This window comes from Staphylococcus pasteuri, from assembly GCF_030547725.1.
Classification (GTDB): Bacteria; Bacillota; Bacilli; order Staphylococcales; family Staphylococcaceae; genus Staphylococcus; species Staphylococcus pasteuri.
Genome location: NZ_JAUOQO010000002.1, coordinates 207,023 through 233,682, shown reverse-complemented (window position 1 = coordinate 233,682; position 26,660 = coordinate 207,023). Strand labels below are relative to the sequence as shown.

25 protein-coding genes and 1 pseudogene are annotated in these 26,660 nt (G+C 30.7%); 22 read left to right on the top strand and 4 right to left on the bottom strand.

The genetic code is table 11. The annotated features are described in order from the left end of the window. Nucleotides 1-9: 9 nt before the first annotated feature. Nucleotides 10-804 (bottom strand): teichoic acids export ABC transporter ATP-binding subunit TagH, encoded by a 795-nt coding sequence (tagH, locus tag Q4528_RS03250; protein ID WP_017637202.1) that lies wholly within the window; start codon nucleotides 802-804, stop codon nucleotides 10-12. Nucleotides 805-1,286: 482 nt separating this feature from the next. Here tagH and Q4528_RS03245 point away from each other — a divergent pair, with 482 nt between their 5' ends. The 4 genes from Q4528_RS03245 (at nucleotide 1,287) to tagD (ending at nucleotide 4,938) form a co-directional block, all read left to right on the top strand. Then, entirely contained in the window at nucleotides 1,287-2,099 is an 813-nt protein-coding gene (locus Q4528_RS03245; RefSeq protein ID WP_029056417.1) for an ABC transporter permease, read from the top strand. A 155-nt stretch (nucleotides 2,100-2,254) separates the two neighbouring features. Beyond that, nucleotides 2,255-3,349, top strand: coding sequence for a teichoic acid glycerol-phosphate primase TarB (gene tarB, locus Q4528_RS03240; protein ID WP_046466415.1), 1,095 nt, complete (start codon nucleotides 2,255-2,257; stop codon nucleotides 3,347-3,349). Next, complete coding sequence (locus Q4528_RS03235) at nucleotides 3,346-4,413, top strand: glycosyltransferase family 2 protein (protein WP_046466416.1); 1,068 nt, start codon at nucleotides 3,346-3,348, stop codon at nucleotides 4,411-4,413. The genes tarB and Q4528_RS03235 overlap by 4 nt, the downstream gene beginning before the upstream one ends. A gap of 126 nt (nucleotides 4,414-4,539) precedes the next feature. Then, the gene (gene tagD / locus Q4528_RS03230) at nucleotides 4,540-4,938 is read left to right on the top strand and encodes a glycerol-3-phosphate cytidylyltransferase (RefSeq protein WP_002451030.1); all 399 of its coding nucleotides are present in this window, start codon (nucleotides 4,540-4,542) and stop codon (nucleotides 4,936-4,938) included. A gap of 60 nt (nucleotides 4,939-4,998) precedes the next feature. Here the strand turns inward: tagD and pbp4 are convergent, their stop codons facing one another. Continuing rightward, nucleotides 4,999-6,285, bottom strand: a complete 1,287-nt coding sequence (gene pbp4, locus Q4528_RS03225) for a penicillin-binding protein PBP4 (RefSeq protein WP_017637206.1) — start codon at nucleotides 6,283-6,285, stop codon at nucleotides 4,999-5,001. A gap of 191 nt (nucleotides 6,286-6,476) precedes the next feature. Here pbp4 and Q4528_RS03220 point away from each other — a divergent pair, with 191 nt between their 5' ends. The 13 genes and pseudogenes from Q4528_RS03220 to Q4528_RS03165 all read left to right on the top strand — a co-directional run bounded on the left by Q4528_RS03220 (nucleotide 6,477) and on the right by Q4528_RS03165 (nucleotide 19,588). Beyond that, a complete protein-coding gene (locus Q4528_RS03220) occupies nucleotides 6,477-8,204 on the top strand; it encodes an ABC transporter ATP-binding protein (RefSeq protein WP_017637207.1) in 1,728 nt (575 codons plus the stop codon). Between the two features lie 44 nt (nucleotides 8,205-8,248). Continuing rightward, nucleotides 8,249-8,443 (top strand): annotated as a pseudogene (locus tag Q4528_RS16805) (hypothetical protein). A 309-nt stretch (nucleotides 8,444-8,752) separates the two neighbouring features. Continuing rightward, nucleotides 8,753-9,982 (top strand): NupC/NupG family nucleoside CNT transporter, encoded by a 1,230-nt coding sequence (locus tag Q4528_RS03215; RefSeq protein ID WP_029056420.1) that lies wholly within the window; start codon nucleotides 8,753-8,755, stop codon nucleotides 9,980-9,982. 493 nt (nucleotides 9,983-10,475) lie between these two features. Beyond that, entirely contained in the window at nucleotides 10,476-11,309 is an 834-nt protein-coding gene (locus Q4528_RS03210) for a YitT family protein (protein ID WP_046466417.1), read from the top strand. A 218-nt stretch (nucleotides 11,310-11,527) separates the two neighbouring features. Further along, nucleotides 11,528-12,328 (top strand): ABC transporter ATP-binding protein, encoded by an 801-nt coding sequence (locus Q4528_RS03205; RefSeq protein WP_017637210.1) that lies wholly within the window; start codon nucleotides 11,528-11,530, stop codon nucleotides 12,326-12,328. Nucleotides 12,329-12,373: 45 nt separating this feature from the next. After that, nucleotides 12,374-13,378 carry a FecCD family ABC transporter permease gene (locus Q4528_RS03200; protein WP_046466418.1) on the top strand — a complete coding sequence of 335 codons (1,005 nt, stop codon included), beginning with the start codon at nucleotides 12,374-12,376 and terminating at the stop codon, nucleotides 13,376-13,378. Then, complete coding sequence (locus tag Q4528_RS03195; RefSeq protein ID WP_070452581.1) at nucleotides 13,375-14,391, top strand: FecCD family ABC transporter permease; 1,017 nt, start codon at nucleotides 13,375-13,377, stop codon at nucleotides 14,389-14,391. Before Q4528_RS03200 ends, Q4528_RS03195 begins: the two co-directional genes overlap by 4 nt. 116 nt (nucleotides 14,392-14,507) lie before the next feature. Further along, on the top strand, nucleotides 14,508-15,476 hold the full coding sequence (gene dhaK / locus Q4528_RS03190) for a dihydroxyacetone kinase subunit DhaK (protein WP_017637213.1): 969 nt from the start codon (nucleotides 14,508-14,510) through the stop codon (nucleotides 15,474-15,476). A gap of 29 nt (nucleotides 15,477-15,505) precedes the next feature. Beyond that, a complete protein-coding gene (gene dhaL, locus Q4528_RS03185) occupies nucleotides 15,506-16,084 on the top strand; it encodes a dihydroxyacetone kinase subunit DhaL (protein WP_046466420.1) in 579 nt (192 codons plus the stop codon). After that, nucleotides 16,084-16,446: a dihydroxyacetone kinase phosphoryl donor subunit DhaM gene (dhaM, locus tag Q4528_RS03180; RefSeq protein WP_017637215.1), complete on the top strand. Its 363-nt coding sequence runs from the start codon at nucleotides 16,084-16,086 to the stop codon at nucleotides 16,444-16,446. Before dhaL ends, dhaM begins: the two co-directional genes overlap by 1 nt. 115 nt (nucleotides 16,447-16,561) lie before the next feature. Further along, nucleotides 16,562-17,062: a hypothetical protein gene (locus tag Q4528_RS03175; RefSeq protein ID WP_017637216.1), complete on the top strand. Its 501-nt coding sequence runs from the start codon at nucleotides 16,562-16,564 to the stop codon at nucleotides 17,060-17,062. Between the two features lie 254 nt (nucleotides 17,063-17,316). Beyond that, entirely contained in the window at nucleotides 17,317-18,384 is a 1,068-nt protein-coding gene (locus Q4528_RS03170; protein WP_017637217.1) for a YkvI family membrane protein, read from the top strand. A 154-nt stretch (nucleotides 18,385-18,538) separates the two neighbouring features. Beyond that, nucleotides 18,539-19,588 carry an alpha/beta hydrolase gene (locus tag Q4528_RS03165; RefSeq protein ID WP_017637218.1) on the top strand — a complete coding sequence of 350 codons (1,050 nt, stop codon included), beginning with the start codon at nucleotides 18,539-18,541 and terminating at the stop codon, nucleotides 19,586-19,588. Nucleotides 19,589-19,718: 130 nt separating this feature from the next. Here the strand turns inward: Q4528_RS03165 and Q4528_RS03160 are convergent, their stop codons facing one another. Next, nucleotides 19,719-20,225, bottom strand: coding sequence for a GNAT family N-acetyltransferase (locus Q4528_RS03160; RefSeq protein WP_046466422.1), 507 nt, complete (start codon nucleotides 20,223-20,225; stop codon nucleotides 19,719-19,721). Nucleotides 20,226-20,349: 124 nt separating this feature from the next. Between Q4528_RS03160 and Q4528_RS03155 the strand changes: the two genes are divergently transcribed. The 5 genes from Q4528_RS03155 to Q4528_RS03135 all read left to right on the top strand — a co-directional run bounded on the left by Q4528_RS03155 (nucleotide 20,350) and on the right by Q4528_RS03135 (nucleotide 25,827). Further along, on the top strand, nucleotides 20,350-21,273 hold the full coding sequence (locus Q4528_RS03155; RefSeq protein ID WP_017637220.1) for an NAD-dependent epimerase/dehydratase family protein: 924 nt from the start codon (nucleotides 20,350-20,352) through the stop codon (nucleotides 21,271-21,273). A gap of 13 nt (nucleotides 21,274-21,286) precedes the next feature. After that, complete coding sequence (graR, locus tag Q4528_RS03150) at nucleotides 21,287-21,961, top strand: response regulator transcription factor GraR/ApsR (RefSeq protein WP_017637221.1); 675 nt, start codon at nucleotides 21,287-21,289, stop codon at nucleotides 21,959-21,961. Beyond that, a complete protein-coding gene (locus Q4528_RS03145; protein WP_017637222.1) occupies nucleotides 21,954-22,994 on the top strand; it encodes a sensor histidine kinase in 1,041 nt (346 codons plus the stop codon). The genes graR and Q4528_RS03145 overlap by 8 nt, the downstream gene beginning before the upstream one ends. A gap of 192 nt (nucleotides 22,995-23,186) precedes the next feature. After that, nucleotides 23,187-23,948: an ABC transporter ATP-binding protein gene (locus Q4528_RS03140; RefSeq protein WP_126567689.1), complete on the top strand. Its 762-nt coding sequence runs from the start codon at nucleotides 23,187-23,189 to the stop codon at nucleotides 23,946-23,948. Then, nucleotides 23,938-25,827: an FtsX-like permease family protein gene (locus Q4528_RS03135; RefSeq protein WP_046466424.1), complete on the top strand. Its 1,890-nt coding sequence runs from the start codon at nucleotides 23,938-23,940 to the stop codon at nucleotides 25,825-25,827. The genes Q4528_RS03140 and Q4528_RS03135 overlap by 11 nt, the downstream gene beginning before the upstream one ends. 75 nt (nucleotides 25,828-25,902) lie before the next feature. Here Q4528_RS03135 and Q4528_RS03130 read toward each other — a convergent pair whose 3' ends face one another. Continuing rightward, nucleotides 25,903-26,292, bottom strand: coding sequence for a DUF1398 domain-containing protein (locus tag Q4528_RS03130; RefSeq protein ID WP_303520499.1), 390 nt, complete (start codon nucleotides 26,290-26,292; stop codon nucleotides 25,903-25,905). Between the last annotated feature and the right edge of the window lie 368 nt (nucleotides 26,293-26,660).

The following is a 26,660-nucleotide window of genomic DNA, read 5'->3' as shown; positions in this document are numbered from 1 at the left end:
ATGGGTAAATTATTTTACGACAAAGCGAGAAGCGTCTAGGTCTCTTCTAAATGCTTTTTGATCATCTTTTGATTTTTTCTTGAATTCTTTTAGGAATTTTTCATATTGTGGTAAAACATCATCTAATTCACCAAATTCTTTAAGTTTGCCGCCTTCAATCCACGCGATTTTTGTACAAAATTCTTTAACTTGGCGTATGTTGTGACTAACAAAGAATATAGTTTTATTAGCTTCTTTAAATTCATAAATTTTATCTAAACATTTCTGTGTGAAAGTCTGATCACCTACAGATAATGCTTCGTCGATTACTAAAATATCAGGATTTACAGTGATGTTGATTGAAAACCCGAGTTTAGCGCGCATACCACTAGAATATTTTTTAACAGGTTGATAAATAAACTCACCTAATTCACTAAAATCAATAACTTGTGGCATTAATTCTTTAATTTCTTTACGTCTGAACCCCATACATAACATTTTGAATTCAATATTTTCTACACCAGTTAATTGACCATTTAAACCAGCGTTGATAGCTATAACGCTAACATCACCTTTACGATCAATATTACCAGAAGTAGGAGATAACGAACCACCAATCATGTTACTTAATGTGGATTTTCCTGAACCGTTTATACCAACAAGGCCGATAACATCACCTTCATGTGCTTGAAGAGAAACATCATCTAGTGCGAAAAATGTTTTATTTTTATTTTTCGGAATTAGGGAATCTTTAATACGGTCTTTATTATTTCTATATATACGATATTCTTTAGTTACATGTTCTATATTTACCGATACGCTCATAATTAGTCCTTCCTTAATTGCATTTATATAGATTATAATATACAACACATCAGTTGTTAAATTTATTAACCTAGTGTAAAGTGAACAGAAGATTTTGTTTAATATTTTGTAAATGTCTATAGGAGTTATGTCTTATAATAAAATGGCTTAATAAACATCAAACAATAATCTTGTAAAATGCTTAATTGTGTTTTATAACTTAAATGATTGTATAATAAGATGAAGATATAATAAACTAATTTCTTACACTGAAATAAATTTGTTTATAATGCTTCATTCGAATAAAACAAAATTCCATATTAAAAACAATGAGTTTGAGATATAACATCATTAATTCTTAAGCGCGTACTTTACATATTTTATGTTAATTAGTATAAGCATTCTTTTAATTTGAGATTACTTTAAGAATTGTCTGATTCATTTTATCTCATTTATCAATTGTATATAAATATATTAAATGTTTGAAAGTGTGGTTTAATTCAATGTCAGCAGTTGTAACTGTATTTAAAGAACACATCAAAAACTTTTATTTAATCCAAAGACTTGCTCAATTCCAAATTAAAATATCTAACCATAGTAACTATTTAGGGATTGCTTGGGAACTTTTAAACCCAGCCTTACAAATAATGGTGTATTGGTTAGTTTTCGGATTGGGAATTAGAAGTAATTCACCTGTACATGGTATACCATTTGTATTTTGGTTACTTGTAGGTATTAGTATGTGGTTCTTTATTAACCAAGGTGTACTCGAGGGTACCAAATCTATATCACAAAAATTTAATCAAGTCGCTAAGATGAATTTTCCTATGTCTATCATTCCTACTTATATAGTAACGAGTAGATTCTATGGACATATTGGCTTGCTTTTAATCATTATTATAGCGTGTATGTTTAGAGGTATTTACCCATCTATTCATATTATTCAGTTATTCCTTTATGTACCATTTGCGTTTTTATTAACTGCTTCTGTTGCATTATTTACATCAACGTTAGGTATTTTAGTTAGAGATACTCAAATGGCTATGCAAGCATTAATGAGAATACTATTTTATATGTCTCCAATTTTATGGATACCTAAAGATCACGGTGTGAGTGGTATTGTTCATAAAATTATGATGTTCAATCCAGTGTATTTTATCGCTGAATCATATCGTGCAGCTATTTTATTCCATCAATGGTACTTCATTGATCATTGGAAAATGGCACTATATAACGTCGTGGTTATTTTGGTATTCTTTGTTTTAGGTTCTATCCTTCATAAGAAATATAGAGATCACTTTGCAGATTTCTTATAAGGGAATATCGTAATTTGAAGAGTAAAGCAGACTGACTTTAAAGGTTGGTCTGTTTTTTTATGTTAAATGTAAAGAAAGGATAATTATTTTCTATCAAAGTAGGAATCGTTTATAATTTATAAATAACAATAAATCAGTATAAAGACGGTGAAAAGATGAGAGTTTTAATTAAAAAAATATATATGTGCGTTATTGCTATATTTAATTTGCTGTTTAGAGGATTCAAGGTTAAACAGAAAAGCATAGTTGTAATGATGACTTTTCCTAATGATATGTTGCCGATTATAGAGAGATTATGTGCTAAAGGTTATCGTTTAACAGTGATTACTACTGATAAGCACCGTCACCATATTCAAAATTTACCTAATGTCACATATATCAAGGCAGGTAATAAGAATGTTATTGCACACATTAAGGCTTTAAGTACAGCAAAAGTGATTCTAATTGATACGTATTATTTAATGATGGGCGCCTACCATAAAAAGCAAAATCAAACAGTGATTCAGACTTGGCATGCTTCTGGAGCATTAAAAGATTTTGGATTAACCGATCATCAAGTTGATTTAAATAATCCTAGTGTAGTAAACCAATATAAACGTGTGTATAATGCAACAGATTATTATTTGATTGGTGCCGATGAAATGGGGCATTGTTTTAATGAATCATTTGATGCGCAACCTTCTCAGATGTTACGTTTTGGTCTTCCAAGATTATATAAATATTTAAAAACAGATATAAACAAAGCTCAAAAAAGATTGAAAGATCAGTATGGTATTCAAGGTAAATTAGCAGTATACTTGCCGACTTATAGAGAAAATCATCAAGAAAATCGCCAAATTAATAAGGAACATTTCAATAGTCAATTGCCTGAATATACATTAATAAGTCATTTACATCCATCAATTTCTAACCATGGAACAACACAAGACATTGATACTACATCATTGCTTATTATGGCTGATATCATTATTAGTGATTATAGCTCTATTCCGATAGAAGCAAGTTTACTTAATAAACCAACACTATTTTACGTCTATGACGAAACAGAATATGAACGTGTTAGAGGGCTTAATCAATTTTATTATGATATTCCTAATGAATATAAAGTGGCAACAGAGGAAGAATTAATTACTAAAATTCAACAACAAGATAATCAATTAAAGCCGTTATTTAAAAATTGGCATAAATATAATACTAAAGAAACATTGAATCAAGTTATAAATTATATAGATAAGTTGGTGAAAGAATGAAATTAGCTATTATTATACCTGTATATAATGGACAGGATACAATTAGAAGGGCTATTACCTCTATTGATACAGAAGCTGAATTTGAAATTATTTGTGTCAATGATGGCTCTACAGATAACACAAAACAAGTATTAACTGAATTGCAAAAGGAATATCCAAATATTAAGGTAATACATCAAGATAATCAAGGTGCTGCTAGAAGTCGTAACATAGGCTTAGAAGCAATGGATAATGATACAGATGCATTTATGTTTTTAGATGCGGATGATGAGTATTTACCGAGTCGTATTGATGTCATGATAAAAACATTTGAGAATCACAGTGAAACGGATATAGTAATTGGTCAAATTGGACGAGATGTTCATGGTGAATGGAAAGTATTTCCAACACATGAGGAAATTAAAAGAGATGAAGTGGTTACATTAGAACGTAATCCTGAAATTCTACAATCGATTGGACCAGGCGGGAAACTATTCAGTGCTCGCTTTGCTTCACTAAGATTTGATGAAGATGTTGTATTTTGCGAAGAACATACTTTTATGGTGAGAGCATATTCAAAAGCACGTGATATTAATCTCATGTCTATTATTGCATATGGTTATAATGAGCGAGAAGGTTCAGTTACAGATCGTCGTGCAGATACATTTTTACCTTATATGGAAGATGCAATGAAAGTACGTCAACGTGTAATGGAATTGTTATTACTAATGAATGAGAAAACATACTATAGTTATCGAATGGATAATTTAATCGTAAGTTATTTAATTCAAGCGCATTTATTAAAAAATAGCGCTATTACATCATCATTTATCGAAAGTGTGACGCAGTATATTAAATTGATGCAAGAGACACATTATTCTGGAGATGCCATGTTTAGAATAGTAGAAGCGGTAGAACAAGGTGCGACACATTGGACTAAGCCTCTATATCATCAATGGAGACGTGCTCTATTAGAGGTGGGAATTGGTAGACCCGGATATATTCGATTTTTGGCTCAAATATTTCCAAAAAAATCAGCATTTTCAAGTAAACAAAAATTAAAACAAATACTAAATAAATCATAAGAAAAGATTATTTAATTTTTAAATAAAGAATTACTTTTTGTTTAATTAATGGTAAGCGTTAATAATTTATGCTACATTAAGAATATAAATTTTCATTAAATATTTAGTTAAGGAGAATCACGTATCATGAAACGAGTAATTACTTATGGTACATATGATTTATTACATTATGGACACATTGAATTATTAAGAAGAGCACGTGAAATGGGAGATTATCTTATCGTGGCTTTATCTACTGATGAATTCAACCAAGTGAAAAATAAAAAATCATATTATGACTATAACCAACGTAAAATGATGTTAGAATCAATCCGTTATGTAGACCTAGTTATACCAGAAGATGGTTGGGGTCAAAAAGAAATTGATGTTGAACGTTTCGATGTCGATGTTTTCGTTATGGGACACGACTGGGAAGGTGAATTTGATTTCTTAAAAGATAAATGTGAAGTGATTTATCTTAACCGTACAGAAGGTATTTCTACAACAAAAATCAAACAAGAATTATATGGAAAAGACGCTAAATAATTTCCTATATAATAAAAAGGACGATTGTCATGGCATTTAGCCAAGACGTCGTCCTTCTTTTTATTTTTTACGAATAGCTTGAAGAATAAGGTGAATTACGATGGCTAGGACAATAACTATACCTAAACCAAAAAGTATTGCAATGATAGGGTGTGTCTTCCATGTACTTTTAGCAACTGTTGTCGCTTCATGTACAATCGGTTTATGCACTGATACTGAAGGTGGACCATCTTGTTTTGTTATGAATTGACGGTCATAGTCAGCATGTACTTTTCCATTTTTGATTACTAATTTATAATCTTTTTTAGAAAAGTCTTTTGGTAATACATCATAAAGATCTTTTTCTACATAATATGTTTTACCGTTAATTTTTTGTTTTCCTTTTGATAATATTTTTTCATATTTGTATTGATTATATGAACGCTCCATAAGTGCGTTACCCATCATATTTCGTTGTTTTTCTCCGCCTACATGTTTATAGTCCCCAGCACCTAAAATGACTTGATTAATTCTAAAACCATGGCGATTGGTAGTAATTGTATGGTTGTAATCTGCTGTATCACTTGAACCCGTTTTTAAACCATCTGTTCCTGGTAAGCTCATATCAGCACCATCTAATGAATGATTAAATGTATAGTACGTCACACCGTGTGTCGTTGGTGATAGTTGTTTTGTGAAATGTAATATTTTAGGTGTATCTTTAATAACATGTTGATCTAAAATAGCATAATCACGAGCAGTTGTTGTATTATTCTCAGTATCTTTATATTTGGAAGGTGCAAAACTTTTTAAACGTGAATTCTCAGCTCCTGTTGGATTAACATAATGGGTGTCATTCATTCCAAGTTCTTTGGCTTTTTTATTCATTAAATCAGTAAAATCATTTACATTTCCTGATACTTGTTCACCTAAAATTAAAGCAGCCGCATTACTTGAATTGGATACAGTAATTTGAAGTAAATCTGCAATAGTCCATTTCTGACCTGGATAAAGTTTGGTATTACTTAATTCTGGAAGTGTAGACATTTGATATTCGCGATTAGTCATTTTTACTTCATCATTTAGTGATAGTTTTTTATCTTTTACCGCTTCTAAAGTGAGATACATCGTCATCAATTTAGTCATAGAAGCGGGATACCATTTTTTGTCTTTATTATATTCATATAAAATTTGTCCATTTTGACTAACATTAATAGCACTTTCAGGTTGATATACTTCGGTTACATTGTATCCACCTTCGTTTGCAGCTTGAACTGGAGTAATATCATTATTCTCTGCATTAGCAAAAGGTGTTATAATGTGTATTGCGAAGAACATAGTTATAATGAGTATAAAGATTTTTTTCATGATTTCTTTCCTTTATCTGTTATTTTCGACTAACATATTTTATCATACACATTATTTAAGAGGTATATGTATGATTTAAAATTTTTGATATTTGATTATAATTGATAAAGACTGATTATTTGGGATGTCAGAATGTTTTAGTAAGATTGAGCAAAATTTGAAATATGAATTTTAATAGAAGAGGTATTATTATGAAACAAACTAACCCTTTATTCTTTTTATTTAAACGGCTCACTTGGCCAATTGGGTTAATCATAGCGGCAGTTATTATTACTTCATTAGGAAGTTTGAGCGGATTATTAGTTCCTCTATTTACTGGGAGATTAGTAGATAAATTCTCAGTAAGCACTATGAACTGGAATCTCGTAGCCATTTTTGGTGGTATTTTCTTACTTAACGCTATTTTAAGTGGTGTAGGATTATATTTACTAAGTAAAATTGGTGAAAAGATGATTTATGATATCCGTTCATTATTATGGGAACATATCATTCAATTAAAAATGCCATTTTTTGATAAGAACGAAAGTGGTCAACTGATGAGTCGTTTAACAGACGACACAAAGGTGATAAATGAATTTATATCTCAAAAGCTACCTAATTTATTACCTTCTGTATTAACTTTATTAGGATCATTAGTTATGTTATTTATCATGGATTGGAAAATGACGTTATTAACATTTATTACAATTCCGATTTTTGTACTTATTATGATTCCTTTAGGTAAAGTAATGCAGAGAATTTCAACTAATACACAAACTGAAATTGCTAACTTTAGTGGTTTACTTGGTCGTGTATTAACTGAAATGAGATTAGTTAAAGTGTCTAATACGGAAAGGCTCGAATTAGACAACGCTCATACTAATTTAAATGAAATTTATCGATTAGGTTTAAAACAAGCTAAAATTTCTGCTGTTGTACAACCTATTTCTGGTGTAGTGATGTTGTTAACAATCGCTATTATTCTTGGCTTTGGTGCATTAGAAATCGCGACAGGCGCTATTACTGCCGGAACTTTAATTGCGATGATTTTTTACGTAATACAATTATCTATGCCTCTAATCAATCTATCAACATTAATTACAGATTATAAAAAAGCTGTCGGAGCAAGTCATCGTATTTATGAAATTATGCAAGAACCTATCGAACCAACTGAAGCTCTAGAAGAATCAAAAGATATTGAAATCCATGATGGCGAAATTTCGTTTGATAATGTCAATTTCAAATATGATGTAAAACCTATCTTAGACAACGTTTCATTTAATATTCCTCAAGGGCAGGTAAGTGCATTTGTAGGGCCTTCAGGTTCTGGTAAGAGTACCATTTTTAATTTAATTGAACGCATGTATGACATAGAAAGTGGTGATATTACTTATAATGGAACTAGTATTTTTGATATTCCATTATCTAAATGGCGTACAAAAATTGGTTATGTTATGCAATCTAATTCTATGATGAGTGGTACTATAAGAGACAATATTTTATATGGTGTGAATCGCACTGTAACTGATGAGGAACTTACAAAATACGCCAAATTAGCGAACTGTCATGAATTTATTATGCAGTTTGATGAAGGATATGATACGTTGGTTGGTGAACGAGGACTTAAGCTATCTGGTGGTCAAAGACAACGTATTGATATTGCACGTAGTTTTGTTAAAAATCCAGATATTCTCTTGCTTGATGAGGCTACAGCTAATTTAGATAGTGAGAGCGAGTTGAAAATTCAAGAAGCTTTAGAAACATTGATGGAAGGTCGTACAACAATTGTTATTGCACATAGACTTTCTACAATTAAAAAAGCGGGCCAAATTATCTTTATTGATAAAGGTCAAGTGACAGGTAAAGGTACACATAGTGAATTAATGACATCACATGAAAAATATAAACACTTTGTCACATCTCAGAAGCTTGCTGATTAAGATTAATGAGGCTGGGACATAAATCCTAGAAAAATAGCCAGTAAATGAGTTTATCCAAAAAACTCATTTACTGGCTTCTTTATTTATAATACTTCGTATTATCGGCTCGCTTTCATAGGGGACAGCTTCAGCCTGTAGTCTTCAGCTTGTCCTGTTCCCTCAAGAGTCTCGCCATATATACTACGTATTTATACATTGGAAAACACCTTGAAAAAATAAGGACCTTTCGTGTAATTTAATAAACATCATTAAACTAAATTAAAGAAATTCCGTATGTATAAAAATTTTTATATGACTCAACTTACACTACTATTGGAAACTTCAGTTCTTATTCCTACAAATAATATGTCACGATGTGTTAATAAAATTCAAGTTGATAATGAAAATACTTATTTTAAGTCAATTTTACAAATGGTATAATAAATTCAATAATCTATACTCTGTTTTGGGAGTGACAATTCACTTTGTCATAGAGTTATACATATTTAATAAGTTGTTACTTTAGCAAAAAACGTTTTTGGAAAATTAAATAAATAGGTGGGTGTCAGATGTTTTTATTGATTAATATCATTGGGTTAATTGTTTTCCTTGGTATAGCAGTATTATTTTCAAGATCACGAAAAAATATACAATGGAAATCAATTATTATTTTAGTCGTATTGAACTTATTCCTAGCTTGGTTCTTTATATACTTCCCATGGGGGAAAACTGGAATTAAAGCAGCAGCAAATGGAATTTCCTGGGTTATACAATCAGCAAATGAAGGCACAGGATTTGCATTTAATAGTTTTGTTTCTAATAAACAAATGGATATGGCAGTAAGTGCTTTATTCCCGATTCTTTTAATTGTACCGCTGTTCGATATATTAATGTATTTTAATATCCTTCCAAAATTAATCGGTGCAATTGGTTGGTTACTCGCTAAAATTACACGTCAACCTAAATTCGAATCATTCTTTGGAATTGAGATGATGTTTTTAGGTAATACTGAAGCATTAGCTGTGTCTAATGAACAATTGAAACGTATGAATGAAGTGCGTGTCTTAACTGTAGCTATGATGTCAATGAGTTCAGTCTCAGGTGCGATTGTTGGTGCATATGTTCAAATGATTCCTGGTGAATTAGTATTGACTGCTATTCCTTTAAACATTGTGAATGCAATTATCGTTGCATCAATTCTTAATCCAGTTACTGTGGATGAAAAAGAAGATATTATTTACAGTATTAAAAATGATGAAATTGAAAAACAACCTTTCTTTTCTTTCCTAGGTGATTCTGTATTAGCAGCAGGAAAGTTAGTATTAATTATCATTGCTTTTGTCATTAGTTTCGTAGCATTAGCTGATTTAGCCGATCGTCTTATTAATTTAATTACTGGTGGTATTGGTCATTTAATGGGATTAAAAGGTAGCTTTGGTTTAAACCAAATTCTAGGTGTATTTATGTATCCATTTGCATTATTACTTGGACTTCCTTTTGATGAAGCTTGGTTAGTTGCACAACAAATGGCGAAAAAAATCGTTACAAACGAATTTGTAGTTATGGGTGAAGTGTCTAAAACGATTAACACACTTTCACCACATCATAAAGCAGTCATTTCAACATTTTTAGTTTCATTTGCTAACTTCTCCACAATTGGTATGATTATCGGTACGTTAAAAGGTATCGTAGACAAGAAAACGTCAGATTTTGTATCAAAATATGTTCCTATGATGTTATTAGCAGGTATTTTAGTTTCATTATTAACAGCTGCATTCGTAGGTTTATTTGCTTGGTAAGATAAATTGATAACACCTCCTATTTTGGGATGACTTTCCAAAATGGGAGGTGTATTTTATATCAAATAAAATAAGGAATCATGATAAAAGCCAAGTATAGTAAGTGAGGACACACTTCTTATACTTGGCTTTTATGGGAAATGAATATTAATGTACTTGTAACGGTAAGGACTAGGTACTGTTACAGTACTTCGAGCAAAATTTGTTTTGTTACTATAAACAACACAAAGGAGATAACTTCTTTACTAAAGAAGTTAATGTAAGTATAACAAAGAAATAGTGAAAAGTAAATTAAAAATTCTGAAAATTTAAAATTTAGTTAACACACTCATCTCAGTAATTAAAATGAAGTTTCTTACTTTTAAAAATTATGGTTTTAAACATAAAATACTCAAAATACGAATTATTTAAAGAAGCGGTGTTGTAGGAGGATATGTGCGTGTGCTAACATTTTGTTAATCATATAAAAAAATAATAATAGGGATGTGGTTGCTTGAAGAGATTAGTAAGAGATTTAATCTTAGTTATAATTGGATCATTTATTTTTTCAGCAGGCGTCAATGCATTTATCATTTCTGGTAATTTAGGTGAAGGTGGCGTTACTGGTTTAGCTATTGTTTTATATTATGCTTTCCATTTATCTCCAGCCATAGTTAACTTTGTAGTTAATGCAGTTTTAATTGTTGTAGGATATAAGTTTTTAAGTAAACGTAGTATGTATTTGACCATTGTAGCAACTGTCCTAATTTCTGTATTCCTAAGTTTAACTGATTCTTGGCATATTGAAACAGGCAATGTCATTGTCAATGCAGTTTTTGGTGGCTCATGTGTTGGTTTAGGTATTGGAGTAATTGTTTTAGCTGGAGGAACTACGGCTGGAACAACAATTTTAGCTAGAATTGCACATAAATATTTAGATGTGAGTACACCTTATGCTTTATTATTTTTCGATTTAATTGTAGTAGTGATTTCTTTAACTGTTATTTCAATAGATCGTGCACTAGTTACAGTTATTTCACTTTATATAGGTACTAAGGTCATGGAATATGTAATAGAAGGTTTAAATACTAAGAAAGCGATGACGATTATTTCAAGTAAGCCAGAAGAAGTGGCTAAAGCGATTGACGAACAAGTTGGTCGTGGATTAACTATTTTAAATGGACATGGATATTATACTCGAGAAGAGAAAGATGTACTTTATGTAGTTATTACTAAGACACAAGTATCACGTGCTAAAAAAATCATTAGAAATATTGATCAGCAAGCATTCCTTGTTATTCATGATGTGAGAGATGTGTATGGAAATGGATTCTTGATAGACGAATAAAAAAGTATTTATAAGACCGCTTTAAGTCATTCTAGTTAACTTAAAGTGGTTTTTTTAATTGACAATTTATAATAAATCATGAATTTATTAGTCAAAAAATAGTGGAAATGTTATAATAACCATTATGATAATGATTATCAATTACATTGATATTAAAAATATAAAAGTACAGTTATCTTTTCTGAATATAAAGTAATTTTTTAGAAAGTAGGGGAATTATGAGTCGTTTAAATGGTGAACAAGTAACAATTGGTTATGGCGATACGACTATTATAAATAATCTAGATGTTGAGATTCCTGATGGTAAAGTGACATCAATTATAGGACCAAATGGTTGTGGAAAGTCTACTTTATTAAAAGCACTCTCTCGTTTACTATCCGTAAAAGATGGATCAATTAATTTAGATGGAGAAAGTATTCATTCCCAATCTACGAAAGAAATCGCTAAAAAAATAGCGATTTTACCACAATCACCAGAAGTTGCTGATGGTTTAACAGTAGGCGAATTGGTTTCATATGGCCGATTTCCACATCAAAAAGGCTTTGGTCGTTTATCTGAAGAAGATAAAAAAGAAATTAATTGGGCATTGGATGTTACTGGAACATCAGAATTTAGACATCGTTCAATCAATGACTTAAGTGGTGGTCAAAGACAGCGTGTGTGGATTGCAATGGCTTTAGCACAACGTACTGATATTATCTTCTTAGATGAGCCAACAACTTATTTAGATATCTCTCATCAATTAGAAATATTAGAATTGGTTCAAAAATTAAATGAAGAACAAGGTTGTACCATTATTATGGTGTTACATGATATTAACCAAGCTATCCGTTTCTCAGACCATCTTATTGCTATGAAAAAAGGAGAAATTATAGCTAATGGGGAAACTAATGAAATACTAACTAAAGACATTTTAGAGCAAGTGTTTAACATTGATGTTGTATTAAGTGAAGATCCTAGAACAGGTAAACCACTATTAGTTACTTATGACTTATGTAATAAATCATACTCATCATAAAAAGTAATAGATAAATATAAATCATATAGAAAAGGTATGAATATAATGTCAAATCCAAGCAAAAAGGGCAATGTTAAATTTATCTCTTATTTAATAGGTGGAATAATAGTGCTAGCAATAGCGCTATTTTTATCTATTTTATATGGTGATGCCAAAATTAATATTCCAACTATAATAGATGCAATTTTCAACTATAATCCAAAAAACCAACAACACAATGTAATAAGTGAAATTAGAATACCTAGAGATTTAGGTGCTATATTAGTAGGTATGTCTTTGTCCGTTGCAGGTGCAGTTATTCAAGGCGTAACGAAAAATAGTTTGGCAGATCCAAGTTTAATTGGATTAAACTCTGGCGCTTCATTCGGATTAGCACTTACATATGCCTTTTATCCAGAAGCACCTTTTACATTACTAATGATTGCAGGATTTCTTGGTGCATTATTAGGTGGAACAATTGTATTAATGATTGGCCGTTCAAGAAAAGACGGATTTAATCCTATGCGTATTATTTTAGCTGGTGCAGCTGTAAGTGCTATGTTAACTGCGTTAAGTCAAGGTGTAGCACTCATATTTAGATTAAACCAATCTCTTACATTTTGGAGTGCCGGTGGTGTATCAGGTACAACATGGTCTCAAATTATATGGACTGCGCCTATCATTATAATTGCGTTACTTATTATTCTTACGATGAGTAAACAATTAACGATATTAAACTTGGGAGAATCTTTAGCTAAAGGTTTAGGACAAAATGTAACAGTAATTCGTGTTGTGATATTAGTTTTATCAATGATACTTGCTGGTGTTGCTGTTTCAATGGTAGGACAAATTGCATTTGTAGGTTTAATGGTGCCACATATTGTTAGATTTTTAATTGGAACAGATTATGCTAAAGTGTTACCTTTGACTGCTTTATTAGGTGGTATTTTAATGTTAGTAGCTGATATGTTAGCAAGATATTTAGGTGGCGCGCCTGTAGGTGCAATTATTTCATTTATTGGCGTTCCTTACTTCTTATATTTAGTTAAAAGAGGGGGACGTTCTATATGATAGACAGTAAGTTAAGACGCAAACAAATCATCACGTTTATTACGTTTGTAATATTAGTCTTTTTAGCTTGTACGTGGAGCGTAGCCTCCGGTGAATATAATATACCAGTAAGTAAATTCTTTAAAATATTGACTGGTCAGGGCGACTATACAGATACACTCATTTTGGTGGATTTTAGACTGCCCCGAATGTTGATTACTATTTTAGCAGGAGCTGCTTTAAGTATGAGTGGCGCAATTGTTCAAAGTGTCACGAAAAATCCAATAGCTGAACCAGGTATCTTAGGTATTAATGCTGGTGGTGGTTTTGCTATTGCCTTATTTATTACGATAGGACAAATAAAACCTGACAATTTTGTCTATGTATTACCCCTTATTAGTGTCATAGGTGGTGTAGCAACTGCGTTAGTTATATTTATGTTTAGTATTAATCAGCGAAATGGTGTCACACCTTCAAGTATGGTATTAATTGGTGTAGGTATGCAAACCGCATTATATGGTGGTTCAATCACTTTAATGTCAAAATTTGATGAAGATCAATCTGAATTTATTGCTACATGGTTTGCAGGTAATATATGGGGAGATGAATGGATATTCGTCGCTGCCTTTTTACCATGGATTATTGTGATATTACCTTATTTATTTTATAAATCTAATGAACTTAATATTATTAATACACACGAACATGTAGCTAAAGGATTAGGCGTTAAAGTGGGCAAAGAACGTATGGTGTTATTCTTTGTTGCAGTCGTACTTTCCTCAGTAGCTGTTGCAGTGGCTGGTTCTATATCATTTATTGGATTAATGGGACCACACATAGCTAAACGAATCGTTGGTCCACGTCATCAATTATTTTTACCAATAGCAGTACTAGTTGGCGCATTCCTATTAGTATTCTCAGATACTTTTGGTAAAGTTATTTTAGAACCAACTGGCGTACCAGCGGGTATTATAGTCGCTATTATTGGAGCACCTTATTTCTTATATCTTATGTATAAAACTAAAAGTGTATAAATTGTGTGAAAAAGAGTGAAGTCTTTAGGAGGCTTCGCTCTTTTGTTATGTATATTGTTAACGTTTTCTAAAAGGGTTGATTTATAATAGACATGAATGACAAAGGAGGGCTAACAATGAAGAAACTAATTAAAGATAAACAAGACTTTTTAAGTGATATGCTTGATGGATTTTTAATTGCACATCCTGAGCTAGATATTATTGAAGATACAATCATTGTTAAAAAAGATAAAAAGACATCAGGTGTAGCACTCGTTTCAGGTGGAGGGAGCGGTCATGAACCTGCACATGCTGGATATGTTGCACAAGGTATGCTTGATGCTGCGGTATGTGGTGAGGTATTTACTTCTCCAACGCCAGATAAAATTTTAGAAGCTATTAAATATGTTGATACTGGTGATGGCGTATTATTAATTGTTAAAAATTATGCTGGAGATGTAATGAATTTTGAAATGGCTCAAGAAATGGCCGAAATGGAAGATATTAATGTAGATATGGTTGTTGTTAAGGATGATATTGCTGTATCTGATGTAGAACAGCGTCGTGGAGTTGCTGGTACAGTCTTCATTCATAAATATGCGGGTTATTTATCAGAGAATGGCGAGTCGTTAGCGGATATTAAATCTAAAGTTGAAAATATATTACCTACTATTAAAAGTATTGGAATGGCATTAACACCACCAATGGTACCAACAACTGGTAAATATGGATTTGATATAAATGAAAATGATATTGAAATTGGTATTGGTATTCATGGTGAAAAAGGACTACATCGTCAAAAAATGGAGTCTATTGATGACATTGTGAAGCATTTAGGTGATGCATTGTTAAAAGAAGTTGAGACTGAGAATGTTATCGTAATGGTCAATGGTATGGGTGGCACACCATTGTCTGAACTGAACATTACAACGTCATATATAAAAAAATACTTTGAGGCTCAAAATGTAAATGTGAAACATTGGTATGTGGGAGATTATATGACATCATTAGATATGCAAGGATTTTCAATCACAATCGTACCTTATTCTGAAAAACTCCTAGAAGCATTACTTGCACCAACGACTAGTCGATATTTTAACGCTTAATCAATAAAAAATAACAAGGAGGGCTAATAATGAATATTAATACAACGAAACAACACTTATTAGAATTAGAAAATACGTTTAAAGAACAAGAAGATACATTAACAGAACTTGATAGAGCTATTGGTGATGGAGACCATGGTGTAAATATGTTAAGAGGATTCGAAAATTTAAAAGATAAAGTAGACGACAGTTCAATGAAAAATTTATTTAAATCTACTGGCATGACACTAATGTCCAATATTGGCGGTGCCTCAGGGCCCTTATACGGGTTTAGTTTTGTTAAAATGGCAGAAGTCGTTAGTGATGATATTGACCACGATAACTTAGTAACTTTACTTGAAACATTTACCGAAGCTATCGCTAAACGTGGCAAGGTTGAACTAAACGAAAAGACAATGTATGATGTTGTAGCACGAACATTCGAAGCGGTTAAAGCAGACGAAAAAGTTAATTTAGAGCGACTACAAAGTTTTGCAGACGAGACTATTGATATGGTTGCAACAAAGGGACGTGCTTCATATTATAAAGAGGCTTCTAAAGGATATATGGATCCGGGCGCACAAAGTATGGTTTATGTTTTAAATGCATTAATAGGAGATGAAAGATAATGACGACAATTGTAATCATTAGTCATAGTGAAGCTATAGCTAATGGCACTAAAGCATTATTACAACAAATGGCATCAGATGTTAATGTAGTAGCTAATGGTGGTGTAAATGGAGATATTGGTACATCTTTTGATACAGTACAGCAATTAATTAATGGACTAGAAGAAGATGCATTATGCTTTTATGATATTGGATCATCAGAAATGAATATTGATATGGCTATAGATATGTATGATGGGCCATATAAAATTGTTAAAGTAGACGCGCCAATAGTAGAAGGAAGTTTTACAGCAGCAGTTAAATTATCAATAGGTGGAAGTATGTCTGATGCTCTTGATGAAGTAAAACAAACATCATTTTAAATGAAATTATCATTTATTAAGTTGAATTTTATTTTTTGAAATGAAAGTTAAGATTATATGTGATATGATTAATATTAAATGTACGATAAAATCTGGCTAATAGGAGGACATTGCCATGCAACATCTTATAAAAAAACATGTATTGAATGGCGAGTTTGATTTAGTAAGACAATTAATGTCCGAAACAGATTTTATGGAATTTGAAGAAGCATATATTTCAAGTGCACATGAAGTAGAAAGTATGATGTTCTATACTTGTATTTTAGATATGATGAAAGTGGAAGAAACACCTGAAATGCACGATTTAGCATTTTTACTTCTTGTTTATCCACTTAGTGACTATGAAGGTGCTTTACACTCTGCTTATTATCATGCAGATTCATCCATAAAACTTACTGACGGAAATGAAGTTAAAAGCTTATTACAAATGCTGTTACTACATGCAATTCCAGAGCCTGTTATTTCTGATAAAAAGGCTTTTGATATAGCTAAACGAATTCTTAAATTAGATCCAAACAATAATGTGGCTCGTAATGTATTAAAAGATACAGCGAAACGCATGGACAACGTAGTAGTTGATATTAATGAGTTAAATCAACACCGCGATGCTCGTTAAAAATCTAATATTTAGACTTATTTTTGTAAATACCATTGAATTGTGTAAAATCAATTCAGTGGTTTTTTTAATAGTAAATAAATTGTTTGAATGTTTAGAAAATTTAAAATTTGAATTTAGGGAATATCCGAAAATGCTTGATATCAAAGTCTAAATTGGGAATTTAAGCTATTTTTAGCTACATGGATTGGGTTGCAATTAAAAAGCAGTACGTTATAATTCAACGTGTGTAAAATGAAGGAGGTTATTTTTTCATGGGGCTGAATAAAGAAGCTGTCAAAATTGGTTTCGCCTATGTCGGCATAGTAGTCGGCGCAGGATTTTCAACCGGTCAAGAAGTAATGCAATTCTTCACACCGTATGGCTTATGGTCATATATTGGTGTATTATTATCAGGTTTAATTTTAGGTTTTATAGGTAGACAAGTAGCTAAAATAGGTACGGCTTTTGAAGCTACAAACCATGAATCAACGCTACAATATGTATTCGGTGAAAAATTCAGTAAAATATTTGATTACATTCTTGTGTTCTTTTTATTTGGAATTGCCGTTACAATGATTGCTGGTTCAGGTTCAACATTCCAGGAAAGCTTTCATATTCCTGTTTGGCTAGGTGCTTTGATAATGACAGTTGTCATTTACGGCACACTATTACTTGATTTCGATAAAATTGTAAGAGCTCTAGGAATTGTTACTCCATTTTTAATTATAATAGTAGTATTAGTAGCAGTGTATTATTTATTTAATGGTTCAGTGCCATTAAGTGATGTTAATCAAACAGTAGATAAACCAAGTGTTATATTTGGTATTTTAAAAGGTATCCAATATGGAGGACTCGCCTTCGCGGTAGGATTTAGTACAGTTGTTGCTATTGGCGGTGATGCATCTAAACGAAAAGTATCAGGTGCTGGAGCATTATTCGGTGGTATTGTATACACAATCTTACTTGCATTGATTAATTTTGCATTACAAGCAGAATATCCAAAAATTAAAGATGCTGCGATACCTACATTAAACTTAGCGAATGCAATTAATCCTTGGATTGGTTTAGTATTAACTATTATTATGCTAGCTGTAATGTACAATACAATCTTAGGTTTATGTTATTCATTTGCTGCACGATTCACAGAACCATATAGTAAGAAATATCATCTATTTATTATTATCATGATGATTGCTGCTTATATTTTAAGTTTCGTAGGATTTGCAGACTTAATTAATTATTTATACAACATCATGGGAATTGTTGGTTTATTTATAGTTGTTGCAGTGCTTGTAAAATATTATAAACGTAAAAGTGATGATAAAGATCATATTGCTTAATTATAAAAAAGTAAATGCACTTTACAATTGAATATGATTGATTTAACCTTAAAAGCAATTCATCTTATTCAATTAAAGATGAATTGCTTTTTTTAAATAAAGTTAAGATTTTAATTTATAATATAAGTAAAGTTTTATGAGGGGACAATCAATCATGAAGGCAAAACATAAATGGTTGTTTATTACGATATGTGTTATTTTAATCGTTAGTGTTTGTATAGGACTACTATTAAAAAAACATTATGATCAAGAACATAATCACCAAAATAAAGAAAAAGTCCAAATAAATAATAAAAATGTTAAATTATTGCAAAATATTTCATACGGCCAAGGTGTTCCAAATAGTAAATTGGATATTATTATGCCATCAGACATGAGTAAAGATAGTAAATTACCTGTTATTTTTTGGATGCACGGTGGTGGCTTTATTGCAGGAGATAAACAATATAAAAATCCTTTATTATCTAAAATTGCTGAACAAGGTTATATTGTTGTCAACGTCAATTACGCTTTAGCACCACAATATAAATATCCAACACCAATTGAACAAATGAATAAGGCTGTTAAATTTATCAAAACTAATGAACATGATTTACCAATTGATTTTGATCAAGTGATTATTGGCGGTGATTCAGCTGGTGCACAATTAACTAGTCAATATGTTGCAATGCAAACAAACAAATCATTAAGAGATGAAATGAAATTTGAACCAGAATTCAAACCTTCACAAATTAAAGCAGCGATATTCTTTGGTGGTTTCTATGATATGAAAACTGTAAAAGCGACAGAATTTCCGAGAATACAATTATTTATGAGAAGTTATACTGGTATGACAAATTGGGAAAGTAATTTTAAAAATTTATCTCAAATGTCCACAATAAATCAAGTGACTAATAAATATCCACCAACTTTCTTATCTGTAGGAGATGCAGATCCTTTTTATAGTCAAAATATTGATTTTTATAAAAAACTTAAAGAAAAAGATGTACCAGTAGATACATTATTTTATAATGGGTCTCACCATTTACATCATCAATACCAATTTCATTTAGAAAAACCTGAGTCAAAAGAAAATATTAAGCGCGTCTTATTATTTTTAAGTAGAAATACTTCTTCTTCAGGTGTTGAACGTAACAATGAATCAAACACAAATGGAAACAATAATATAAACCAAGATGTTCAATTAGATCCATTTAGTGAATAGTTATTATAATGAAAATACCGTTAAAACACTTAAAATATGTGTTTTAACGGTATTTTCTATACATGATGGAATTTTACTTTACGTTGTTTAAATATGTTTTATGATAATATTTAATATACGAAGATTAGAATTAATTTAAAATTTTGGCCATCACATATTCATTGTAATATTTATTATTAATAAATAACTTATCCTTTAATTCGCCTTCAATTTGGAACCCAGTACTTTTAAACAAATTGACTGCACTATCGTTTTCTGTCACAACAGTAGCTTCGATACGGCGGATATTGTGGTTGAGTGACCAAGCTTCAATTGCATTAATTAAAGCTTGTCCAACACCATGTTGTTGATAAAGTTTTTTAACACCTAAATAGATGATAGCTTCATGGCGTGTTCGTTCATATGTTTCTGTTCCTACAAATGCATAGCCAACAAGTTGTTCATCACTTTCAGCAACATAAATGGCTTTAGATGAAGAAGTAATATAATCTTCTAATCTTTTAATAACTTCAGAAGTAGTAGGTGCGTATTCACCAGGGTTGTAGAAAGTAAATTCAGATTCATCATAAATTTTGGTAAGTAATTCAATAAAATTGTCTACGTCTTTTATACTAATTTCACGAATAGCGTGAGGCATGAAAACACTCCTATATTCATTTAAGTTTCGATTACTTCTATATTATAATATAAATAAGTTAAGATTGCTTTAAATCGTGCAATAATACAGTTGGAGTGTAGATTATACACAAGGGAGTTAAAATATGAAACCAAAAGTACTTTTAGCAGGCGGAACAGGATATATTGGGAAACATTTAAGTTCAGTTATTGAAGAAGATGCTGAATTATATGTATTGTCCAAGTATCCTAAACCAGAACATGAAGCTACGACAAATATGACTTGGCTACAAAGTGATATTTTTAATTATCAAGATGTGGTTGAATCTATGAAAAATATTGATATAGCTATTTTTTATTTAGATCCAACTAAAAACTCTGCAAAATTGACACAAGCGACGGCGCGAGATTTGAATTTAATTGCTGCTGACAATTTTGGAAGGGCAGCTGCAGTAAATCAAGTTAAAAAGCTAGTATATATACCAGGAAGTCGTAATGATAATCAAACGATTGAACGTTTGGGTGCATATGGTGTGCCTGTTGAACGTACACAATTAGAAATAAAACGTCCACATATTAATGTTGAGTTACAAGTTTCAAAGTATGATGATGTCAGAACTGCGACGAAAATAGTGCTTCCTAAAAAATGGACGCTCAATCAAGTTGTAGAATACTTTTTTAATTGGCTTGATAAAACGAGAGGTACAATTGTAAAGACTTATAAAAGTAATGATTATTATTATATTTATGTTAAAAATAAAAATAAGCCTTTAGCTATATTAAAAAGAATGATTACTGAAAAAGATTTAATTACATTGCAATTAGTTGGTGGAAGATTAGTTAAATCGAATGCGAAGAAACAAGGGAAATTAGAGTTCCGTCTATTAAAAGGTAATGCAATTGTTTTAGTACATCTATTTGATTACATTCCGAAAATGTTTTGGCCTGTGTATTATTTTGTACAAGCACCATTACAAGGAATGATGATGCGTGGATTTGAAGTAGATTGTCGTATCAAACATTTCCAAGGACGTATTCAATCAGGAGAAAAAATCAAATATACAAAATAATTAGGTGATTCGTATGCAAATTTTATTAGTTGAAGATGATAACACACTGTTTCAAGAATTGAAAAAAGAATTAGAACAATGGGATTTTAATGTTGTAGGGATAGATGATTTCAGCAATGTTATGGATACTTTTGAAGCATTTAATCCTGAGATAGTAATATTAGACGTACAATTACCGAAATATGATGGTTTTTATTGGTGTAGAAAAATGAGACAAGTATCTAATGTACCCATTTTATTTTTATCATCTCGTGATAATCCAATGGATCAAGTCATGAGTATGGAATTAGGTGCAGATGATTATATCCAAAAACCATTTTATACTAATGTGCTGATTGCTAAATTACAAGCTGTTTATCGCAGAGTGTATGAATTTGGGGTTGAAGAAAAACGTACTTTAAACTGGCAAGATGCTACCGTTGATTTATCGAAGGATAGTATTCAAAAAGGGGATAAAGTCATTTTCTTATCTAAAACTGAAATGATTATCTTAGAAATGTTAGTTAACAAAAGAAATCAAATTGTCTCACGAGATACATTGATTACTGCTTTATGGGACGATGAAGCCTTTGTTAGTGATAACACATTAACTGTTAATGTAAATAGATTAAGAAAGAAGCTATCAGAAATAGGGATGGATAGTGCTATTGAAACCAAAGTAGGTAAAGGGTATATGGCTCATGAATAACTTTAAATGGTTTTGGTTGTTTTTTAAATCACGTATAAATTGGATTATATGGATTGTATTTATCAATCTTGTTATGCTAGGCATTTCATATATCGATTATGATATTTCTGCTGATAGTGTATGGTATATTGTGGTGCTTAATTTAGGTATGAGTATCATATTTATTATCATTACTTTCTTTAAAGAATCGAGATTGACGAAGCATTTTGAAAAGAACAAAGAAATTGAAGAAATTAAACATAAAGACTTGGCTGAAACACCATTCCAACAACAAATAGTAGATTATTTATATCGTAATATTACTACTCAAAAGGATAAGGTTTTAGAACAACAAGTACAAATCAATAATCACGAACAAAGTATAACTGAATTTGTTCATGATATTAAAACACCTGTTACAGCATTGAAATTAATCATCGACCAAGAACAAGATGCTCAACGTAAACAAGCATTATTATATGAATGGTCGCGTATCAATGAAATGTTAGATAAACAATTATATTTAACACGTTTAGAAACACAAAATAAAGATATGTATTTTGACTACGTTTCTTTAAAAAGAATGGTTATTGACGAAATTCAACTAACACGACATATTAGCCAGATAAAAGGTATAGGTTTTGAATTGAATTTTACTGATGATTTTAACGTTTATACAGATTTGAAATGGTGTCGAATGATGATAAGACAAATCTTATCTAATTCACTGAAATATAGTGAAAATAATATGATTGAAATAAGCGGTAAATTAACTGATAACCATATTACACTAGAAATTAAAGATCATGGACGTGGCATTAGCCAAAAAGATTTGCCTCGTATCTTTGATAGAGGTTATACGTCCACGGCTAATAGAAATGAGACGACGTCATCAGGCATGGGGCTATATTTAGTGGATAGTGTTAAATCACAATTAGGTATTGAAATTAAAGTAGATTCTGTTGTAGGTAAAGGAACTACATTTAGTCTCATATTCCCACAACAAAATGAAGTCATTGAACGCATGTCTGAAGTGACAACATTGTCATTTTAAGCATGCGTTTTGTTATTCATTATTAGTACATTTGTAATAAGGAATCGTTATAATATAAAAGTGAAAATATAAAAGAGGTCGGGGCAAAATCCTGCTTTTGGGTCGTCGTTAATCAAGTTTCCCAGAGCACAAGAACTTTATGTTTCAACCTCATTGCAATGTGATTGAGCAGTGATTATTAGGAGTGTTAACGTGACAATATTAGAAGTAAATCAATTAACTAAAATATATGGAAATCAACATTCTTCTCAAGAAATACTACATGATATTAATTTGTCAGTTGATAAGGGCGAATTTATATCGATTATGGGTCCTTCAGGCTCTGGCAAGACAACGCTATTGAATGTACTTAGCTCTATAGATTATGCTACACAAGGATCAATAAAATTAAATGGTCAAGCGTTGGATAAATTATCTAATAAAGATTTATCTAATATACGTAAAAAGGAAATAGGTTTTATTTTCCAAGATTATAATATCTTACATACATTAACAGTAAAAGAGAATATTATGCTACCGCTATCTGTTAAGAAAATACCCAAACAAGAAATGAAGGAACGGTATGAAAAAGTTGTAGAAGCTTTAAATATTAAGGATATTAGTGATAAATATCCTTCTGAACTTTCAGGCGGTCAAATTCAAAGAACTTCTGCAGCAAGAGCGTTTATTACAAATCCCTCCATTATATTTGCTGATGAGCCAACAGGAGCGTTAGATTCAAAAAGTACGCAAGACTTATTAAAAAGATTAACTAAGATGAATGAATTATTTAATACAACAATTATTATGGTTACACATGATCCTGTAGCCGCAAGTTATTCGAATCGTGTAGTGATGTTAAAAGATGGAAGGATATTCACAGAAATATTCCAAGGTGAAGATAATAAACAGACATTTTATAATGAGATTATTAGAACACAAAGTGTGCTTGGTGGAGTGAATTATGACCTTTAAAGAAATTGTTTTTAAAAATTTCCAACAAAAATTTTCACATTATGCGATTTATTTATTTTCATTAGTAATTAGCGTAGTCCTTTATTTTAGTTTTATCACTTTAAAATATGCACATCATTTATATGGAAAACAAAATTATCCAATTATTAAAGAAGGATCGCAAATAGGTAGTTATTTTCTTTTTGTACTGATTATCGTATTTATTTTATATGCGAATCTATTGTTTTTAAAGCGACGTGGACGTGAATTTGCATTGTTTCAAACGATTGGTCTTTCTAGATTTAATATTATGCAAATGATTATGATAGAACAGTTGCTTATATTTATAACTACTTCTATTTTAGGTATTATTATAGGAATCTTTGGATCAAAAATATTGTTAATGATTGTATTAAGATTACTTGGAATTAATATCACCGTTTCAATTATCTTTAGTGTATCGGCTATAATACAAGCACTTCTATTAATTTTAGTTGCGTACATATTGACTGTTAGTCAAAGTTATCTTTATATAAGAAGACATTCCATTACAGAATTAGCTTCAAATATGACAAAGCGAGAAATTAATCACAATCAGTTTACTATTGGTGATTTAATTTTAGGGATACTAGGTATCATTATGATTTTGTTTGGTTATTATCTATCTACCAGAGTTGTAGAACATTTTAATGGCTTAATTCAACCATTTGTTATTCTAATTTGTACCGTCATTGGTGCATATTTCTTCTATAGAAGTACAGTTTCGTTAATTTTTAAAGCAATTAAAAAGATAAGACAAGATACTGTAAGTATTCATGATGTTATGTTTACTGCTCCAATTATGTATCGTATTAAGAAAAATGCATTTTCTCTTACAGTTATGACTATTATTTCTGCAATAACAGTATCTGTATTGTGTTTTGCAGCTATCAGTAGAGGTACGTTAACGAATGAAGTATTACTAAATTCTCCACATGATGTTACGTTAAAAGATAAAGATAAGGCTAATGAGTTAGCTTATGAGTTAAATAATAAAAATATTAAACATTTTTACAACTATAAGGAAGTTGTATACAGCAAATTATTTAAAGACAAATTGTTCGAAAAAGGGATTGCTAAACCTTATGAAGTAGCAGTAACGAGTGATAAATATATACCTAATGTTGAAGTATCTAAAGGATATACTGATATTATTGCACCTGAAGGTAAAGTCAGCGATATGATGAAATACAAAAAACATGGTGTAACCAAGTTAGGTACAAAACAACACTCGATAAAAGTTAAATTATACAAAGAAATTAATCAAATATATTTCATGAGTGATGTAGACTTAGGTGGACCAACTTTAGTTTTGAATGATAAAGACTACCAGTATTTAAGAAATCATACTGAAGCAAAAGATATTGTATCCCAATACGGTTTTGATATTAAGCATAAAAAAGATATGCCGGAATTACAAAATGCTGTTAAAAATGTGGATAAGAATATTGAAACTAGAAGTGAAGCTGCAAGTGAAATTTCAAGCTTAACAGGAGTATTATTATTTGTTACATCATTTTTAGGGGTTACTTTTTTAATTGCTGCCGGATGTATTATCTATATTAAACAAATAGATGAAACTGAAGATGAAATAGAAAATTATTCGATATTACGGAAATTAGGTTTTACTTATCAAGATATGGCAAAAGGTTTAAAACTTAAAGTATTCTTCAACTTTGCTTTACCTTTAGTGATTGCATTATTACATGCTTACTTTGCTTCTCTAGCATTTATGACATTATTAGGTTCTACAAACCAAACACCAATTTTTATTGTCATGGCAGTATATACAGCTATTTATGCTATATTTGCATTGGCAGCATATAACCATTCAAAAAGAACAATCAGGCATTCAATATAGAATATAAAAAAGGATTTCATTAACACCGTTTATAAGACGCTGTATGAAATCCTTTTTATATAATAATTAATATTGCTATTGAGGTATTTGTTCACTTACAATCGTTTGTTCATTTAAATCAATGTATGAACAAGTACCTGCATTAATATCAATATCCCATTTATATATACCAGCTTGTGCCATTTCTTCACAAAAAGTAGGGAAGTCTATATCCCCATTTTGGTGACGTTTAAGTATATCTTTGACGCTACTAGAATGAGAAGACGTTGCCACATCATGTGTCGCTTTAACACCATTTGTAGTAATCGTTTGTTTCTCGGTATTAATATATGTTGATGTACCTTGTTGAATGTTAACGATATTTGTTGTCATCCCCATATCTTTAAAAGCTTTAAATAGCTTTGGAAAATCTGGTCCAGTATATTTACTATGTGCATCTTGAATCGCTTTTAATGTAAATTCCATTATAGTCTCCTTTGGTTAAGTATTGTTATTATAAAATGGTAGGGATATAATAGCAAAATTTATGATCCATAATTAGTTCATGGAAAATAATTGAAAGTCATTATATAAAACGTTAAATTATAAAGTGGAATTGTCATTATACCCGTTTTGGGCATAATGAAGAAGGTATGTAAAATTTTAATTGCGTATTTGTTAAGAATTTGTAAATTGAATTGTAGTTATGTAAATTTTGTGATATTTTCAAGTAGGAACAAAACGCAATTTATTTGAACGCAAACATCATTGCTTATAACTATGATTTACAAAATATTTACATAATGAAAAAGTGAATCTCCTTTTTTCTGAAAATTGTAAATGTGTTCCACATA

Excerpts from the sequence above, each read along its gene's own strand:
- tagD (WP_002451030.1), top strand. The coding sequence starts at position 4,540 with ATGAAACGAGTAATTACTTATGGTACATATGATTTATTACATTATGGA.
- Q4528_RS03165 (WP_017637218.1), top strand. The coding sequence starts at position 18,539 with ATGAAGGCAAAACATAAATGGTTGTTTATTACGATATGTGTTATTTTA.
- Q4528_RS03130 (WP_303520499.1), bottom strand. The coding sequence starts at position 26,292 with ATGGAATTTACATTAAAAGCGATTCAAGATGCACATAGTAAATATACT.
- Q4528_RS03155 (WP_017637220.1), top strand. The coding sequence starts at position 20,350 with ATGAAACCAAAAGTACTTTTAGCAGGCGGAACAGGATATATTGGGAAA.
- Q4528_RS03175 (WP_017637216.1), top strand. The coding sequence starts at position 16,562 with ATGCAACATCTTATAAAAAAACATGTATTGAATGGCGAGTTTGATTTA.
- Q4528_RS03145 (WP_017637222.1), top strand. The coding sequence starts at position 21,954 with ATGAATAACTTTAAATGGTTTTGGTTGTTTTTTAAATCACGTATAAAT.
- pbp4 (WP_017637206.1), bottom strand. The coding sequence starts at position 6,285 with ATGAAAAAAATCTTTATACTCATTATAACTATGTTCTTCGCAATACAC.
- Q4528_RS03195 (WP_070452581.1), top strand. The coding sequence starts at position 13,375 with ATGATAGACAGTAAGTTAAGACGCAAACAAATCATCACGTTTATTACG.
- Q4528_RS03160 (WP_046466422.1), bottom strand. The coding sequence starts at position 20,225 with ATGCCTCACGCTATTCGTGAAATTAGTATAAAAGACGTAGACAATTTT.
- dhaK (WP_017637213.1), top strand. The coding sequence starts at position 14,508 with ATGAAGAAACTAATTAAAGATAAACAAGACTTTTTAAGTGATATGCTT.
- dhaM (WP_017637215.1), top strand. The coding sequence starts at position 16,084 with ATGACGACAATTGTAATCATTAGTCATAGTGAAGCTATAGCTAATGGC.
- Q4528_RS03205 (WP_017637210.1), top strand. The coding sequence starts at position 11,528 with ATGAGTCGTTTAAATGGTGAACAAGTAACAATTGGTTATGGCGATACG.
- Q4528_RS03220 (WP_017637207.1), top strand. The coding sequence starts at position 6,477 with ATGAAACAAACTAACCCTTTATTCTTTTTATTTAAACGGCTCACTTGG.
- Q4528_RS03235 (WP_046466416.1), top strand. The coding sequence starts at position 3,346 with ATGAAATTAGCTATTATTATACCTGTATATAATGGACAGGATACAATT.
- graR (WP_017637221.1), top strand. The coding sequence starts at position 21,287 with ATGCAAATTTTATTAGTTGAAGATGATAACACACTGTTTCAAGAATTG.
- Q4528_RS03200 (WP_046466418.1), top strand. The coding sequence starts at position 12,374 with ATGTCAAATCCAAGCAAAAAGGGCAATGTTAAATTTATCTCTTATTTA.
- tarB (WP_046466415.1), top strand. The coding sequence starts at position 2,255 with ATGAGAGTTTTAATTAAAAAAATATATATGTGCGTTATTGCTATATTT.
- Q4528_RS03170 (WP_017637217.1), top strand. The coding sequence starts at position 17,317 with ATGGGGCTGAATAAAGAAGCTGTCAAAATTGGTTTCGCCTATGTCGGC.
- Q4528_RS03215 (WP_029056420.1), top strand. The coding sequence starts at position 8,753 with ATGTTTTTATTGATTAATATCATTGGGTTAATTGTTTTCCTTGGTATA.
- Q4528_RS03245 (WP_029056417.1), top strand. The coding sequence starts at position 1,287 with ATGTCAGCAGTTGTAACTGTATTTAAAGAACACATCAAAAACTTTTAT.
- tagH (WP_017637202.1), bottom strand. The coding sequence starts at position 804 with ATGAGCGTATCGGTAAATATAGAACATGTAACTAAAGAATATCGTATA.
- Q4528_RS03135 (WP_046466424.1), top strand. The coding sequence starts at position 23,938 with ATGACCTTTAAAGAAATTGTTTTTAAAAATTTCCAACAAAAATTTTCA.
- dhaL (WP_046466420.1), top strand. The coding sequence starts at position 15,506 with ATGAATATTAATACAACGAAACAACACTTATTAGAATTAGAAAATACG.